This window comes from Bifidobacterium scaligerum (assembly GCF_002802865.1).
GTDB lineage: Bacteria > Actinomycetota > Actinomycetes > Actinomycetales > Bifidobacteriaceae > Bifidobacterium > Bifidobacterium scaligerum.
Window position 1 is genome coordinate 62031 of the sequence record NZ_PGLQ01000004.1, and the last position, 14959, is coordinate 76989.

Annotated in this window: 15 protein-coding genes; 4 read left to right on the forward strand and 11 right to left on the reverse strand. The window is 57.4% G+C overall.

All coding sequences use genetic code 11. The annotated features are described in order from the left end of the window. Positions 1-119: 119 nt before the first annotated feature. Positions 120-1415: an O-acetylhomoserine aminocarboxypropyltransferase/cysteine synthase family protein gene (locus CUU80_RS07275; RefSeq protein ID WP_100496654.1), complete on the forward strand. Its 1296-nt coding sequence runs from the start codon at positions 120-122 to the stop codon at positions 1413-1415. A 154-nt stretch (positions 1416-1569) separates the two neighbouring features. On the opposite strand, the gene CUU80_RS07280 is transcribed toward CUU80_RS07275, so the two are convergent. The 5 genes from CUU80_RS07280 to CUU80_RS07300 form a co-directional block, all read right to left on the reverse strand. After that, positions 1570-2799 (reverse strand): trans-sulfuration enzyme family protein, encoded by a 1230-nt coding sequence (locus CUU80_RS07280; RefSeq protein WP_100496655.1) that lies wholly within the window; start codon positions 2797-2799, stop codon positions 1570-1572. 126 nt (positions 2800-2925) lie between these two features. After that, entirely contained in the window at positions 2926-3828 is a 903-nt protein-coding gene (locus tag CUU80_RS07285; RefSeq protein WP_100496656.1) for a cysteine ABC transporter substrate-binding protein, read from the reverse strand. A 67-nt stretch (positions 3829-3895) separates the two neighbouring features. After that, positions 3896-4759, reverse strand: a complete 864-nt coding sequence (locus CUU80_RS07290; RefSeq protein ID WP_243388690.1) for an amino acid ABC transporter ATP-binding protein — start codon at positions 4757-4759, stop codon at positions 3896-3898. Continuing rightward, positions 4752-5426, reverse strand: coding sequence for an amino acid ABC transporter permease (locus CUU80_RS07295; RefSeq protein WP_100496657.1), 675 nt, complete (start codon positions 5424-5426; stop codon positions 4752-4754). Before CUU80_RS07295 ends, CUU80_RS07290 begins: the two co-directional genes overlap by 8 nt. Continuing rightward, a complete protein-coding gene (locus tag CUU80_RS07300) occupies positions 5413-6072 on the reverse strand; it encodes an amino acid ABC transporter permease (RefSeq protein WP_100496658.1) in 660 nt (219 codons plus the stop codon). Before CUU80_RS07300 ends, CUU80_RS07295 begins: the two co-directional genes overlap by 14 nt. 326 nt (positions 6073-6398) lie before the next feature. Between CUU80_RS07300 and CUU80_RS07305 the strand changes: the two genes are divergently transcribed. Continuing rightward, positions 6399-7049, forward strand: coding sequence for an alpha/beta hydrolase (locus tag CUU80_RS07305; protein ID WP_100496659.1), 651 nt, complete (start codon positions 6399-6401; stop codon positions 7047-7049). A 266-nt stretch (positions 7050-7315) separates the two neighbouring features. Here the strand turns inward: CUU80_RS07305 and CUU80_RS07310 are convergent, their stop codons facing one another. Further along, complete coding sequence (locus CUU80_RS07310; protein ID WP_100496660.1) at positions 7316-7855, reverse strand: flavodoxin; 540 nt, start codon at positions 7853-7855, stop codon at positions 7316-7318. A gap of 69 nt (positions 7856-7924) precedes the next feature. After that, positions 7925-8758: an SDR family oxidoreductase gene (locus CUU80_RS07315; protein ID WP_100496760.1), complete on the reverse strand. Its 834-nt coding sequence runs from the start codon at positions 8756-8758 to the stop codon at positions 7925-7927. A gap of 54 nt (positions 8759-8812) precedes the next feature. Between CUU80_RS07315 and CUU80_RS11120 the strand changes: the two genes are divergently transcribed. Together CUU80_RS11120 and CUU80_RS07320 are read left to right on the forward strand one after the other, a co-directional pair. Continuing rightward, the gene (locus tag CUU80_RS11120) at positions 8813-8941 is read left to right on the forward strand and encodes a hypothetical protein (RefSeq protein WP_279324993.1); all 129 of its coding nucleotides are present in this window, start codon (positions 8813-8815) and stop codon (positions 8939-8941) included. After that, complete coding sequence (locus tag CUU80_RS07320; protein WP_100496661.1) at positions 8919-9797, forward strand: LysR family transcriptional regulator; 879 nt, start codon at positions 8919-8921, stop codon at positions 9795-9797. Before CUU80_RS11120 ends, CUU80_RS07320 begins: the two co-directional genes overlap by 23 nt. A gap of 4 nt (positions 9798-9801) precedes the next feature. On the opposite strand, the gene CUU80_RS07325 is transcribed toward CUU80_RS07320, so the two are convergent. From CUU80_RS07325 to CUU80_RS07340, 4 genes are all read right to left on the reverse strand, one after another. Beyond that, on the reverse strand, positions 9802-11121 hold the full coding sequence (locus CUU80_RS07325) for an MFS transporter (RefSeq protein ID WP_439329977.1): 1320 nt from the start codon (positions 11119-11121) through the stop codon (positions 9802-9804). A gap of 461 nt (positions 11122-11582) precedes the next feature. After that, on the reverse strand, positions 11583-13208 hold the full coding sequence (ptsP, locus tag CUU80_RS07330; protein WP_100496663.1) for a phosphoenolpyruvate--protein phosphotransferase: 1626 nt from the start codon (positions 13206-13208) through the stop codon (positions 11583-11585). Beyond that, positions 13208-13468, reverse strand: a complete 261-nt coding sequence (locus tag CUU80_RS07335) for an HPr family phosphocarrier protein (protein ID WP_100496664.1) — start codon at positions 13466-13468, stop codon at positions 13208-13210. Before CUU80_RS07335 ends, ptsP begins: the two co-directional genes overlap by 1 nt. Positions 13469-13487: 19 nt before the next feature. Continuing rightward, on the reverse strand, positions 13488-14933 hold the full coding sequence (locus tag CUU80_RS07340) for a 6-phospho-beta-glucosidase (RefSeq protein ID WP_100496665.1): 1446 nt from the start codon (positions 14931-14933) through the stop codon (positions 13488-13490). Between the last annotated feature and the right edge of the window lie 26 nt (positions 14934-14959).

The following is a 14959-nucleotide window of genomic DNA, read 5'->3' on the forward strand; positions in this document are numbered from 1 at the left end:
CTTATAGGCGTATATCGGCAATCGCAATATCCTTCTGCCAGTGTCAACCGGCAAAACTTGCTAAGTTCGAATGCGGAACTGTTTTTCAACACATTGCACAGGCACGAGAAGAGGAACTGATGGGTACCGATTTCAGTACGCAAACCATTCATGCCGGGTATGACCCGATCGAACATGGACATGCCGCAGTACCTCCCATCTACGCCTCAGCGGCATTCGACCTCGAAAACGCATTACGAGGCGACGCACTCGCCTCCGGCCAAGCCGAAGGCTTCGAATACTCGCGTGTGGCCAATCCCACTGTGGACGCGCTGGAGCAGCGCCTTGCCGTCTTGGAGCACGGGATCGGCGCTGTTGCGGTGAGTTCCGGCATGGCAGCCGTAACCTACGCGCTGATGTGCGCCGCGGAAGGCGGCGGCCGTATCATCGCCCCTACGAATCTTTACGGTGCCAGCGTGGACGCGCTCGGCGACTTCTTGCCCCAGTTCGGCATTCACACCGATTTTGTAAGCAATATCAACGATCTGGACGAAGTGGCCTCCAAAATCGGACCGAACACGCGCGCAATCTTCGCAGAGACTGTAGCCAATCCCTCCACCACGATCCTGGATGTCGAGCCTTTGGCCGAGCTGGCCCATCGACATGGCATCGCCCTTATCGTGGACAACACCGTACCGACACCGTATCTGTTCAATCCGATTCTCTTCGGCGCGGATATCGTGGTCCATTCCACCACCAAGGGCATCACCGGTCATGGCAACGCCATCGGCGGAGCGGTTATCGATGGAGGTCATTTCGACTGGGCCAACGGCCGCTTCCCCCAATTCACCGCTCGCCAACAAGTCATCAGCGACGATCGCACCGATCAATGGCATAGTTTTGCCGAAAAGTTCGGCAAGGCCGCCTTCATCAAACGTATCCGCATCAAGTATCTGCGCACGTTCGGCGCAGTGGCAAGCCCGTTCAACGCCTATCTCTCCCTCATCGGATTGGAGACCCTGCCTCAGCGGGTCGCCCAGCAGGTGGCCTCCGCAAAGGCGATCGCCGAGCATCTGTCCCGTAGCCCACATGTCATCAAGGTCAACTATTCCGGTCTGGGCTATACGCCGCAATATGAGCTGATCGGCAAGTATTTCCCTCGCGGCGTAGGACAGATCCTTTCGTTCCTGGTGGACGGCGACGCTAACAACGTACGTCGAATCATCGACGGCACACGGCTGTTCTCCTATGTCCCGAACATCGGTGACGCCCGTTCATTGATTGTGGATCCGGCGCATATCACCCATCGAGAGGTGCCCGCCGAGGCGCGTATTGCCGCTGGAGTGAGCGATAATCTCATCCGACTGTCCATCGGGCTCGAATCCGTACACGATCTCATCGCGGACCTCGATCAGGCCATTGCCGCCGCATACTAGAACCGACAGCTTGATAAGCGGCCATCTGGTTGTGATGGCCGCTTTTTTGTTACCGGAACCGTGAAACAATACGAGCAACAACAAACGAAGGTCGGCGTCAACAACTGTTGGCACCGACCTTCGTTATTCAGACTCCGAATACTCCAGCTGCGATTCAGGCAAACACGCCTTCCGCGATCTTGCTGAATACATCCTCGTCCCCATGCCGTTGGAGGTAGCGCTCATAGGCGATGTCAAAGGCCTGTCCCAGATCTTCGATGAGATCGGCAGCGTCTTCGATGCCCACGGCAAGACGCACCAGCTCATCAGTGATACCCACCTTGAGCCTTTCTTCACGCGGCAGTTCGAAATGGGTCATGCGACAAGGCAGCTCGGCAAGTGATTCGACCGCGCCAAGCGAGACTGCCAAGTGGAAAATATGCAGATTGTTGAGCACGTCGGCAGGATCCACACCGGGTACGACTTCAAAGCTCAGTACACCTCCGGCGCCTCGCAATCCTTTGGCGGCCAGCTCACGCTCATGGCCTGGAAGACCCGGATAGTTGACGGTTTTGACCAGTGGATGAGCAAGCAAATATTGGGCGATGGACTTGGCATTGGCCTGCTGACGGTCCATGCGCAGGGCGAGCGTCTGAATGCCACGACGCACGGCGTCGCATTCAGACGGCGCCAGAACACCGCCAAAACGATTCTGCGCGAAGTAGATGGCGTTGCCGATTTCCTTGCTGAGGGTGACTACCAGCCCGGCGTTAACGTCGGAGTGTCCGGCAAGGTATTTGGTGGCGGAATGGATGACCACGTCCGCGCCGAGATCAAGAGGACGCTGCAGGTACGGGGTCACGAAGGTGTTGTCCACAACAGCGATGGCACCATGGCGATGAGCGATGTTGGCGATAAGCCGCACATCGTTGACATCGAGCAGAGGATTGGTAAGCACTTCAAAGTAGACGGCTTTGGCCGCGGGAATGTTCTGTTCCGGCTGCGCCGCGACGGCATCCTCCAACGCTTGCGCATCATGAGTGTCCACCGCAGTGAACACCAGACCGCGATCGGCGAAATATTCATGGAACAGCGAGTAGGTTCCACCATAGATGTTCTTGCCCACGACGATGCGATCGCCGGGCTTGAATATGCTCAGCACGGCATGGATGGCGGCCAGTCCGGAAGCGAAGGCGAAGCCACGATCGCCATGTTCAAGCTGCGCGATCTGACGTTCGAGGAAATCACGAGTAGGGTTGCCGCTGCGCGCATAATCGTAGCGAGGCATCGCATCGACCCTCTCGAAGGCATATGTCGTTGAATTGTAGATCGGCGGGTTCACAGCTCCGGTGTTGTTGTCATCAACCGGCAGTCCATGAACAAGCTGGGTATTGAATCTGGTCATTGCGCACCCCCTTTACGGTTATGAATTCATGTGGTGTTCGGTACGTTTTAGACGATAACGCAAAACGCCGGCCCGAAGGCCGGCGTTGCTATATGTGTTGGTTATGGGAGGTTATGTACCGATCGATCAGAGCTCGCCATTCTCCACCACGATGTCGTCAGGATTGACTTCATCGCCGTAGACCGGTTCCAAAGTCTGCTCATAGTCCTTGTGGAAGAAGTTCTCCTCGCCGAGCTTGGCGATCTCTTCGTTCACGAAGTCCAGCAGTTCCTTGTTGCCCTTCTGCACGGCCGGCGCGATGGTGTCTTCATCACCAAGCTTGGTGATGCCTACCTTGAAGCCCTTGTTGGCCTTGGCCCAAGCGAGCACCTCGGTGTTGTCGGTGGAGAAGGCGTCTCCACGGCCGTCGAGCAGCGCATTGTAGGCGTCGGCGTACTGGTCGTACTTCTGCAACGTAACGTTCGGGTAGTTCTCCTCGAAGTACGTTTCGGCGGTAGTGCCCTTGGCAATGATCAGAGTCTTGCCATCAAGCTGGCTGACATCGGTGATCTCAGCGCTCTCCGGGGATACGACGCCAAGTGCGACCTTCATGTACGGCTTGGCGAAGTCGACCTTCTCCTTACGTTCGTCGGTCACAGTGAAGTTGGCGAGCACCAGATCCACCTTGTTCGAGGTCAGCACATCCACACGAGCCGCCGGGTCCACGGACGTGTATTCGACCTTGACGCCGAGGTCCTTGGCCAGACGCTCTGCGAAGACCACATCATACCCTTGGTATTTGCCGTCCTGATCGACATAACCGAACGGTGCCTTGTCGGAGAAGACAGCGATCTTGATGGTGCCGCTCTTCTTGATCTCATCAAGGCTGCGAGCCTTGGCGTTCGCGCTGGAGGAGCTGCCGGAATTGCTCGAAGCAGTGTCGCTCGGCGTTGCGGCGGACGGACCGCAGGCCGCCACGGAGGCAGCCATGATCAACGCTGCGCCGGCGGCGATGATGGACTTGATGGTTGTTCCTACCTTGATAGTCATAGGTTCTTCCTCTCTGTGGTGACTATTGTGGTAACTCTTTGATGTATCGGTTTTCGTTATCGAGCCATCACTCGAATTCAAAAGTGTGTAGGAATTGACGCGCACGTTCAGTTTGCGGATGCGCGAAGAAGGCGTGTGCGTCGTGCGATTCCTCCACGATATGACCGCCGTCCAACAGAATCACATGATCGGCGATGGCTCGCGCGAACTGCATCTCATGAGTGACGATCAGCATGGTCTGACCGGCCTTGGCCAGTTCCAGCACCACATCCAGCACTTCACGCACCATTTCCGGGTCAAGCGCCGCAGTGATCTCATCCAGCAGCAATACTTCCGGATGAAGAATCAATGCACGGCAGATGGCCACGCGCTGACGCTGACCGCCGGAAAGCTCATGAGGCCATGCATCCTTACGGTCGGCAAGGCCAACACGGTCCAGAAGCTTCAATGCCTCAGCCTCCACTTGGGCCTTATCTCGTTTCTGCACCAGCAACGGAGCCATCGTGATGTTGCCGAGCACGGTTTTGTTCGGGAACAAGTCATAGCTTTGGAACACCATGCCGATTCGCGTACGCAAAGCGCTCGAACGATTGGACCGGCCTGCTTTTTCGGTGCCCGGACGGCCTTCGTCAATCACTTGATCATTGATGGAGATAGTGCCACCCTGAATCGGTTCAAGACCGGCGATGGTGCGAAGCAGCGTGGACTTGCCCGATCCGGACGGCCCCAATACCACAAGCACTGTGCCATGCTCCACTTTGAAGGAGATGTCGTTGAGCACCGGCTTGTCGGCATTGGCGTATTGCTTCACCAGATGCCTGACCTCGAATCCTTTGCAATCCGAGGTAGGCGACGGACCGGAGGTCTCGAAGGCGGTCACCGCCTCGTCGTTCACGGTATTGTCGGTATTGAGTTGGGCGGGTTCAGTCATGGGACCACCTCTTTTCCAGCTGGCGAGCCACGATGGACAACGGCCAGCACACGATGAAGTACATGAAGAAGATGACTCCGTAGATCCACAGCGTACCTGACGGATACTGGAATCGGTTCGCGTCGATGATCTGCTGGCCCACCTTGATGACCTCCACTACACCGAGCAGCACGGCCAATGACGTGGTTTTGACAATACGCGTGGCCAGATTCACGCTGGCCGGCAACAGTCGCCGGACAGCTTGCGGCAGAATCACACGGCTGAAGGTCTGCCACGGGCTCAACCCCAGTACATAACTTGACTCGTACTGCACTTTGGGAATGGATTGCAGCGCTCCGCGCACCAGATCACCGAGTTCCGCACCACCCCACAGGATGAACACCAACACACAGGCGCCGGTGGCGTCCAGATTCCAGTCGAACCATCGAGCGAAACCATAGTAGGCGAGGAACAACAATGCCAGTTGCGGCATGATACGGATGAAATCAAGGTAGATGCGCATCAGTGCACGCACCACCGGATTCTTGAGCGTCATCAGCCAGCCGACCACAAGACCGACCGGAATGGAGACGCCCACAGATACGCCGGCAATCCACACCGTGACCCACAGGCCTTGCAATAGGCGGGGAAATACGCCAGGCTGCAGGAGGATTTCAGCGCCTTGCATAGTCGAACCTCCCCTCCAGCCACGTGCCGAGGACGGAGATCGGCAGCAGAATCACCAGATAGGCGACCACCAGCATAAACAGCGATTCATAGGTGCTGTAATACATGCCGATCAAATCTTTGGCCATATACATCACATCCGCCAGTGCGATGGCGGAAACCACGCTGGATTCCTTAAACAGGAAGATCACATTGGCAACGATGCCGGGAATCGCAGTGGATATGGCCTGCGGCATCACTACGTGGGTGATGGATTGCATCGGAGTCAATCCCAGAACATACGCATTCTCGCGTTGCACCTTAGGCACGGCTTCCAGACCGCCGCGCATCGCTTCGGCCATATACGACCCACCCAAGAATCCAAGACCGACGATCGCACAGGTTTCAGCAGACCAGACCACACCCAGCTTCGGCAAGCCGAAATACAGGAAATACAGCTGAACCAACAATGGAGTGTTGCGACTGAGCTCAATATATATACGTACGATTTGGCGAAGCACTGGAACCCGAGCGATCTCGATGCCGGCGCATACCAAGCCCACCACGATGGCGAGCAGTATGCCGAACACGGAAATGAATAAGGTCATCAGCGTGCCGTTGACAAAGAAGGGCGCATAACGTGCCACAAACGACCAGTCAAAGACCACGGACGCGCTCCTTTCTCTCCGGTTCTCTCATAAACTTGGCTTCTCTCATAGTTTCAGGGTAACGTCCACCGAATGAATCGCTGTTCGTTTCCATTCTGTCCATGGCACGCATACGACACAACATGCGTACAATACGACATGAGGGGCTGAACCAATACAGCCCCCTTCGGATTATCGTAGAGTATCAGAGAATGCGGCAGGACTGAACAGTTATAACGGTTATTTATGAGCCGTTAACGAATTGTTCGCGCTCGGCTGACTCCCGGCGGCGCAATATCATGGTTGCGTTTGCCATAGGTCAAATCAGGCAGACTACACTGTGCGTTATGAAGATTTCCAAGGCATTGACCCGTATGAAGGGCAACAGCTCCTCCCCCGTGTTTGTATTGCTGCATGGATGGGGCTCCAACGAATACGATCTGCCGGACATCCTGAACTATTGCGGTGCCGGATCTGCGGATTACGCTAGCCTTCAAGCACCAATCGCCTACGGCATGGGGTACACATGGTTCGGCGACTGGGCTCATGAGGGAGTGCCGGAGGGTGCCTCACTGGATGAGCAGGCTGCGGTGGCATGCCAAGCCATCGATGCATGGGTGAGTGAGAACATCCCATCCGAACGCCCGGTGGCAGTAATGGGATTCTCGCAAGGCGGCCTTCTGGCAGGGCATATGCTGCGCATGTATCCCGAGCGATACACCGCCGCTATTTCATGCTCCGGATGGCTGGCACCGGGGCCGGTCAAAACGGACGAACTGTTGTCCGAACTCAAGCCGGCGGTATTCTACGGTCACGGAGCCGCCGACGACATCTTTCCCAAAGCCGATGTGGAAGCGATGAGCGCGTTCTGGAATGAACACGGCACGCTTACCGAGCGCATCTACCCCGGGATGGCGCACTCCATCAACATGCCGGAGCTGCGTGACATTCAACGGTTCCTAGAATCCAACGGATTGGTCAGGCCACAGATCTGGTAATGCGCAGACCCCGACCCGTTCTCAAGATCGCCTAATCACGGCTGTCCATCCATGGCTAAGTCCATCGGGAGCCATAAGGACCATCTAGAGACCCATCTAACTCAAGCCATGCAAGACGGCTTTAACCGAAAACTTTGTATGTTCGCGCGACTCACGGACCCCACGCGTACATACAAACGATTTCGACCTGAAAATCCTTCGTATGTACGCGTGGGGTCCGTGAGTCGCGCGAACATACGAAGGATTCATGTGTTGTGGTTCGCCCATCAATCATTGATGGAACCCAGCCAGTGCCGAACTCCCCTAGAAACCGCCAATACATCATGCTGGGCGGTCTCTCCGCGAAAAGCCAACCCGCGCAGCACAGTCGCGCCGGTAATCCGAGCGATGGACTCCTCGGTATCAGACAACCGACTGCCCTCATGCGTGCAGAACGGAACGATGGTCTTGCCGGACCAATCACGGCTTCCGAGGAAGGCATACACCGGCATCGGCATATCCGCCCACCAAATCGGGTAGCCGAGGAACACCATGTTCGCCGAATCAAGAACGGATGCATCACCCTCCAGCGAGAAGGCCGGACGTACGCAACGTTTGCGTTCCTCAGTCGCCTGTGCCACGGCTTGGTCATACACATCTGGATAGGGCTCGACCGGCACAATTTCAATGCGCGGCGCTCCGGTCTGCCGAGCGATTTCAGCCGCAACCTTGGCCGTATTGCCGACTTCAATCTCCCCTACCGTATAGTTTTCTCCAGTACGGGAGAAATACACAATCACTGCATTGTTGGTATTGCGAATCACCATGCTTCCTTTCGCATAAGGCTTCAATTCCAATAGATGATGAATGGGAACGCCATGCCCCTATGCCATATTTCATGGGCGAAGCGGACCATAGAAGTAGCTGGCCGTCGCACCGCCATCGACAAGCACATCAGTGCCGGTGATGAATGTGCCGCGATCGGACATGAGCAGTTCCGCCACATTCGCCACCTCGTCGGCGGTGCCGGGACGGCCGGCCGGACACTTGGCGAACATGTTCTTGTAGAAATCACCGCGCGGCCCATTGAACTCATCGATGGCCAAAGGCGTAATGATCACACCCGGCGAAATCGAATTAATACGAGCCCCACGTTCGCCCCAACGCACGGATTCGGCCATCACGCGCTTTTCATTGCATCGTTTGGCCAGCTGATAGGCGTGCAGGGTGTCTCGGATGTTCGCCGGCTGCAGCAACTCAAGCGACAGCAGTTCCTCCGCGGACGTAGTGGCGAGTTGTTCGTCTTCCTCAGGGGTCAATTGCTTCATGCGACGCCCGGATTGGCTGGAAATGGTCACGCCCACGCCTCCCGACGCGATGACCTTGCCGACTTCCTCCAACAGCACCGCCGTACCATACAGGTCAACATTGAGAATCGTCTCGACAGCAGCCTGGCTTGGCGAGACGCCGGCCGCGTTCACCAGCATCGTGATCTCGCCCATCGTCTGCGCTTTGGCGATGGCGGCGCGGATCGAATCGCGCGACGACAAATCCAATGTGGCGGTTGTGCAGTCGAACCCCGCATTGGTCATGGTTTGGGCGATGGCTTCGGCATTTGCGGGATTCTTGTCTCCGATAAGAATCCTCATGCCATATCCCATGCGTCGTGCGATGGCCATGCCGATCTGCCCGGCACCAACCAGCAGCATCACCTTACGTTGTGCAGTCATTGCAAAACCTTTCATCGTGTTGTTCATTCTTCATTCGAATGCAGGACACACAGTATGACCATGCACAATGCATTACAAATTATTATTATTAATAGAATTACATCAATAATTTGCATAGATATGCAACCAGCTAAACCAACTCAAGCCGAAGGCGATCATTATGGAACTGAAGGTGCTGCGTAATTTCATCACCGTGGTGGAGGAAGAAGGCGTGACTGCGGCGGCCGACGTGCTGCGCATCAGCCAGCCTGCACTCTCCCGACAAATCAAAGAACTTGAGGACGAGCTCGGCGCAACATTGTTCACGCGCGGCACCCGCAGTCGCACGCTTGAACTGACCCGCGAAGGACGGCTGCTGTACCGCCGCGCGCAGGAAATCATCGAACTCGCCGACCGCACGGCATCCGAGATCGCAACTGAGGAGGAAATCGCCGGAGATATTCATATTGCGGCGGCGCAAAGCACGGTGATGCGCACGGTTGCGAAAGCCATGATGCAACTGCGCGCCAAACATCCGCAAGTGCGTGTGCATCTGCATGATGATTACGGCGGCAATATCGCCGAGCGGCTTGATAACGGTCTTGCTGATTTCGGCGTACTCGTGCAGCCCACCGATATGAGCCGATACGACTTCCTGCCGCTGCCAGGCGGCGATGTGATGGGCGTATTGATGCGTCACGATTATCCGCTCGCCTCCCACGAACGCATCACCGCCGCCGACCTCAAGTATGTGCCGGTCATAGCACCCTATGGCGTACTGGTCCGGCGCGATCTATCCGGTTGGCTGAAGCAAGGCAATGAGGAACTGAACATCATCGGCACGATGAATCTGCTCTACAATGCGAGCTGTTTCGTTGAGGAGGGCTACGGTTGCGCCATCTGCCCAGCCGGACTCGTGGATACTTCCTGGCAGTCCGGCCTCGTATTTCGACCGCTTGAGCCGGAGCGCCACACACAGCTGGCTATCGCATGGAAGAAAAGCCAGCCGCTCACCCCGGTGGCGGCCGCATTCCTCGACGAGCTACGCACCGTAATCTGATGCATTAACGTTGCGACGGCACAGGTTTGCGTGATAGTGCCAGCACATACCAGGCAACCGGCAGTGTCAGCAGACCACCAGCGATGAACACCCATGCGATCGGAATCACATCGGCAAGTGGCGCGAAGATGAGCATGCCCAATGGCATGCCCAGCGTGGAGAGCATGGTATCAAGGCCGAATACGCGGCCGACCATTAACTCATCGGATTCGGACTGCATCACAGTACGCATCGGGCCGACGCAGACCGCCGAAGCAACGCCGTTCAATACATCAATGATGAGGTAGAGCAGCAGGTTACGGGCGACACCCAAGCCGATAACCGTGACGCCGACCATGGCGATACCGAATGCGACCGCGTGCATTTGCGCGACACTTCTGCGCAGCAGCTTTGGCCCGATGGCGGACATTACCGCGCCGCCGAGCAACATACCGACGCTCATGCCCAATTCATTGGCGGCGAGCTTGTCGGACGCGGTGGTGAGGTTCACGAATCCGAGGTTCAGATCAATGCCCTCGAATTCGCGGGTCATCAACAGCAAGGTCAGGTTCATCGGCGCGACCGACATCAAGCAGGTCAGCGCATCGCCCAGAATCACGCCCTTCAGATACGGATGGCGCATCGCATAGGTCAGACCGACCTTCAAATCGGCAAAGGTACGGTGTAGGACTGCGATGGGATTGGTGGCAGCGGCATCAGCGGCCGCAACAGTGCTACTCCTCTGTGCTGCCGCCTCACTATCCGGCTCAGCACTATTCCGCACAGCCATCCGAGGCACACGAATCATCGCGACGAAGCTCACACCGATCACCGCAGTGGTCACATCCACCAGCAAGATCGCCCACAACGGCACCAGATTGACCAGCACTGCGGCGAGCGCCGGCGCCGCGATGCGGTTCGCGGAATCAATCACACCGAATATTGCATTGACGCGCAACAATTTGCTGGCCGGCACCACGTCCGGAATGAACGATTGCACGGCCGGTTGCTGAATGCCGCCGCCCGCCGAACGGATGAGCAGTACGACGAAAATCAGCGATAGACTCGCCCAGTCGAGCGCAAAGCTGACGGACAGCAACACCGTCACACCGGCGATGATCAAATCCGGCAGAATAATCAGCGCCTTGCGATTGTATCGGTCAGCCATCGGACCGCCGAAAATCGAGACCAGCGACTGCGGCAATACGCCGAACAGGGTGGCCAGCAGCATGGCCGAACCGGTGCGGGTCTGCATCACAATCCACCACCAGATGGCGAATTGCACCACACTGGAGCCGAGCAGCGAGAATGCCTGACCGGTAAGCAGCAGCACGGCGCGGCGCATCCAGCCGGTTTCAGACACAATTGATTCTTCCACAGAAGATTGGGACATACGTGTTCTTAACTTTCTTTGTTTTCTCGATGCGCGATGAGCGAACTGGAACAGAGCCGCTTATTCGCGCATCACAAGACATCAAACATTGATTTGCATTTGCATACAACAAACCGGCATACCGACACGCAGCCATAAGCGTGAATCAGGTATACCGAGGCCCAGCCGTGGGCCCGCTTACCCGTTAGATCGCAGGCTTCAGCGCGAATCGCGCCATCGTCATCATGCAACGCGTAGAACACATAATTGCTGACCATAATCATCGACATTGACATGCCGTCTGTATCTAGCGCATCATGTCCAATTCTTGGAACACGGCTCAGCGGCAAGTCGCATAGTCGTAAAGACACTCATGGCCCGCACACCGCAACATATATGTTGCAGGGCGGGCCATGAGTGTCTTTTAGTTTCACTCAGTGATTGCGGATGGCGTTGCGCAGGGGCAGGACGCTGGTGGGTGAGACGGATAGTTCGTCGAGCCCGATTTCGAGGAACTTGTCGGTCAGGCTCAGGTCCGCGCCGAGTTCGCCGCAGATGCCACACCAGATGCCGTGGCGGTGGGCGGCTTCGGTGGCCATCCCGATCATGCGCAGCACGGCTGGCGAATGCGGGGCGGCGAAGCGCCCGAGGTTCGGGTTCTGTCGGTCGCAGGCCAGTGTGTACTGGGTCAGGTCGTTGGTGCCGATGGAGAAGAAATCGACCTCGGCAGCCAATTCGTCGGCCATGATCACCGAGGCAGGCGTCTCGATCATGATGCCGACTTGGATGTGCTCATTGAAGTCGATATGCTCGCCGCACAGCTCCTCCTTGACCTCTTCGAGAATCTTCTTGGCATCGCGCACTTCCTGTACCGAGGTAATCATGGGCAGCATGATGGCGATGTTGCCATACACCGATGCACGCAACAGGGCGCGCAGCTGTACTTTGAAAATCTCCGGACGGGTCAGGCAGATACGGATGGCACGGTAGCCGAGCGCGGGATTGTCCTCATGCTCCAGATTGAAGTAGCCGACCTGCTTGTCTGCGCCGATGTCGAGCGTACGGATGACGACGAGACGATCGCCCATCTTCTGTGCGACTTCCTTGTATGCCTCGAACTGGAATTCCTCGGTCGGGTAGTCCTCGCTCTCCAGATACAGGAACTCGCTGCGGAACAGGCCAATGCCCTCGGCGTCGTTGGCCAGTACTGCGGCCACATCGGACGGACGGCCGATGTTGGCGTACAGGCGAACCTTCTGGCCGCTCTTGGTCTCGGTGGGCTTGCCCTTGAGTTCCTGCAGAAGGCGCAAGTGTTCCTCGTACTTGGCCTTTCTGCCACGGTATTCAGCGAGGGTCTTCTCGTCCGGGTCAACGAACACCAGACCACTGGTGCCGTCAATCACTGCGGTATGGCCGTCGTCGGCTGGATCGAAAGCATCGCCGATGCCAATAATGGCGGGCAATCCCATCGTGCGGGCCAAGATTGCGGTGTGCGAGTTCGCGGAGCCTTTAGCGGTCACGAAGCCGAGCACCTTGGCGCGATCGAGCTGCACGGTCTCACTAGGAGCCAAATCCTCGGCAAGGATGATATGGCTCTCACCACCATCCTCATCCGCAACACTGCCACGCTTGCCTTCAAGCACGTTGATCACACGGCGGGAGACATCCTTAACATCGGCGGCACGAGCTTGCATGTATGAGTTGTCCATCGCCGCGAACATGGCGGCGAACTGTTCGGCGGTGCTGTTGACCGCATACTCAGCATTCACCTTGCTCTGAGTGATCAGGTCCTCGATGCTTTCCATGTAGTCCGGATCCTGGAGCATGAGCTGGTGGGTGTCGAACAGTTCGGCCTTGCCCTCGCCGAATTCGGCCGCGGTTTTGTCGCGTAGTTGCTTGAGTTGTGAGACGGCCGTGTCACGGGCCGCGCGGAAGCGTTCCACCTCGGCCTGCGGATCGTCGACTACGCGGCGTTCGACAGCGTGGTCGGCGGTATCGAGCACGCGGATCGCGCCGATGGCGATGCCGGCGGATACGCCGACGCCTTGTATCGTTCTCATCACAGGTTCTCCTTGAGGAACTGCTCGAATTCGGCGGCGGCTTTGACTTCGTCGTTGCCCTGCACCTTAACGGTGACCTCGTCGCCCTGCTTGACGCCGAGTCCCATGACGCCGAAGATGCGTTTGGCGTCCACGGATTTGCCGTCATGGCTGACGATGATGGTCGAATCATACTGCTGCGCCTTGGCGACCAGCAGGCCTGCGGGGCGGGCGTGCATGCCCTCGGGGTCGGATACGGTGAACGTGAATTCCTGAGACACGATGATTCTCCTTATACGTTTATGCGTTTTGTAGTTGCTCGCCGTTGGTGGCGATGACCTTCTGGTACCAGCCGAAGGATTTCTTGCGGCGGCGTTCGAAGCTGCCGTGGCCTTCGTCGTCGGCGTCGCCGTAGATCAGGCCGTAGCGTTTCTTGAATTCGCCAGTGCCGAAGCTGACCACGTCGATGCAGCCCCACACGGTGTAGCCCATGACCTCCACGCCGTCGAGGTCGATGGCCTTCTTGACCTGTTCGATGTGGGCGCGCAGGTAGTCGATGCGGTCGTCGTCGTCGATGGTGCCGTCCGGGTTGACGGTGTCGTATGCGCCGTAGCCGTTCTCCACGATGAAGATCGGCTTGCGGTAGCGTTCGTACAGGACGCTCAATGCGTAGCGCAGGCCGACGGGGTCGATCTGCCAGCCCCATTTGGTGGCGGGGATGTACGTGTTGCGTACCACGCCGGCGATGCCGGAGTCGAAGTCGCCGGGGGTGGAGTCGTCGGCGGACAGAGCCATCGACATGTAGTAGCTGATGGAGATGAAGTCGACCGTGCCCTCAGCTATGGTCTCCTCGTCTCCCGGCTCCATGTGCGGGGCCACGTCCTCGCGGGCCCACATGTTCCTCGCATAGTTCGGGTATTCGCCGTTGACGTACACGTCGCCGAACACAAGCCGGTCGCGCATAGCGACTTCGGCACGCATCACGTCGTCGGGGTTGCAGGTGGCCGGGTAGATTGGCACGATGGCCAGCATGCATCCGATCTGGAAGTCGGGGTTGATTTCATGGCCGCGTTTGACGACCAATGCGCTGGCGACGAATTCGTTGTGCACGGCTTGCCAGACCTTGCGCTTGCGCTCGTGGATCGTGTCCGTGTCGGAGAAGCGGATGCCGGAATCGGTGTAGGCGAAGATCGGGTTGTCGAGGTTCATCTGGTTGTTGACCTCGTTGAAGGTCAGCCAGTACTTCACTTTGTTCTTGTAGCGTTCCATGACGGTGAGCGCGAATTTGACGAACAGGTCGATGAGCCTGCGGTCGGTGAACCCGCCGTATTTGAGACTCAGGTTGAGTGGCATCTCGAAGTGGGAGAGCGTCACAACCGGTTCCATGCCCTTGGCCTTAAGGTCATCGAACAGGTCGTCGTAGAACTGCAGTCCGGCCTCGTTGGGCTCGTCCTCCTCTCCGTTCGGGAAGACGCGCGACCATGCGATGGAAGTGCGGAAGCATTTGAAGCCCATCTCCTGGAACAGCGAGTCGTCGCCGCGGAAGCGGTGGTAGTAGTCGTTGCCCCAGTGGTTCGGGTAGATCTTGCCGGTCTCAACGCTGCTGGTGATCTGCCGGGGTACGCCGTGCGCGCCCGCGGTCATCACGTCGGCGATGGACACGCCCTTGCCGTCTTCGTTCCATGCACCTTCGAGCTGGTGGGCGGCCACTGCGCCGCCCCACAGAAAGTTGCTTGGGAAACCCATGTTGTGTTCCTTTTTCTGATAAGCCC

Bases quoted from the DNA above. Each gene is read 5' to 3' on its own strand.
- CUU80_RS07275 (WP_100496654.1), top strand. From the start codon at position 120: ATGGGTACCGATTTCAGTACGCAAACCATTCATGCCGGGTATGACCCG.
- CUU80_RS07280 (WP_100496655.1), bottom strand. From the start codon at position 2,799: ATGACCAGATTCAATACCCAGCTTGTTCATGGACTGCCGGTTGATGAC.
- CUU80_RS07285 (WP_100496656.1), bottom strand. From the start codon at position 3,828: ATGACTATCAAGGTAGGAACAACCATCAAGTCCATCATCGCCGCCGGC.
- CUU80_RS07290 (WP_243388690.1), bottom strand. From the start codon at position 4,759: ATGACTGAACCCGCCCAACTCAATACCGACAATACCGTGAACGACGAG.
- CUU80_RS07295 (WP_100496657.1), bottom strand. From the start codon at position 5,426: ATGCAAGGCGCTGAAATCCTCCTGCAGCCTGGCGTATTTCCCCGCCTA.
- CUU80_RS07305 (WP_100496659.1), top strand. From the start codon at position 6,399: ATGAAGATTTCCAAGGCATTGACCCGTATGAAGGGCAACAGCTCCTCC.
- CUU80_RS07310 (WP_100496660.1), bottom strand. From the start codon at position 7,855: ATGGTGATTCGCAATACCAACAATGCAGTGATTGTGTATTTCTCCCGT.
- CUU80_RS07315 (WP_100496760.1), bottom strand. From the start codon at position 8,758: ATGACTGCACAACGTAAGGTGATGCTGCTGGTTGGTGCCGGGCAGATC.
- CUU80_RS11120 (WP_279324993.1), top strand. From the start codon at position 8,813: ATGACCATGCACAATGCATTACAAATTATTATTATTAATAGAATTACA.
- CUU80_RS07320 (WP_100496661.1), top strand. From the start codon at position 8,919: ATGGAACTGAAGGTGCTGCGTAATTTCATCACCGTGGTGGAGGAAGAA.
- CUU80_RS07325 (WP_439329977.1), bottom strand. From the start codon at position 11,121: ATGCGCCGCGCCGTGCTGCTGCTTACCGGTCAGGCATTCTCGCTGCTC.
- ptsP (WP_100496663.1), bottom strand. From the start codon at position 13,208: ATGAGAACGATACAAGGCGTCGGCGTATCCGCCGGCATCGCCATCGGC.
- CUU80_RS07340 (WP_100496665.1), bottom strand. From the start codon at position 14,933: ATGGGTTTCCCAAGCAACTTTCTGTGGGGCGGCGCAGTGGCCGCCCAC.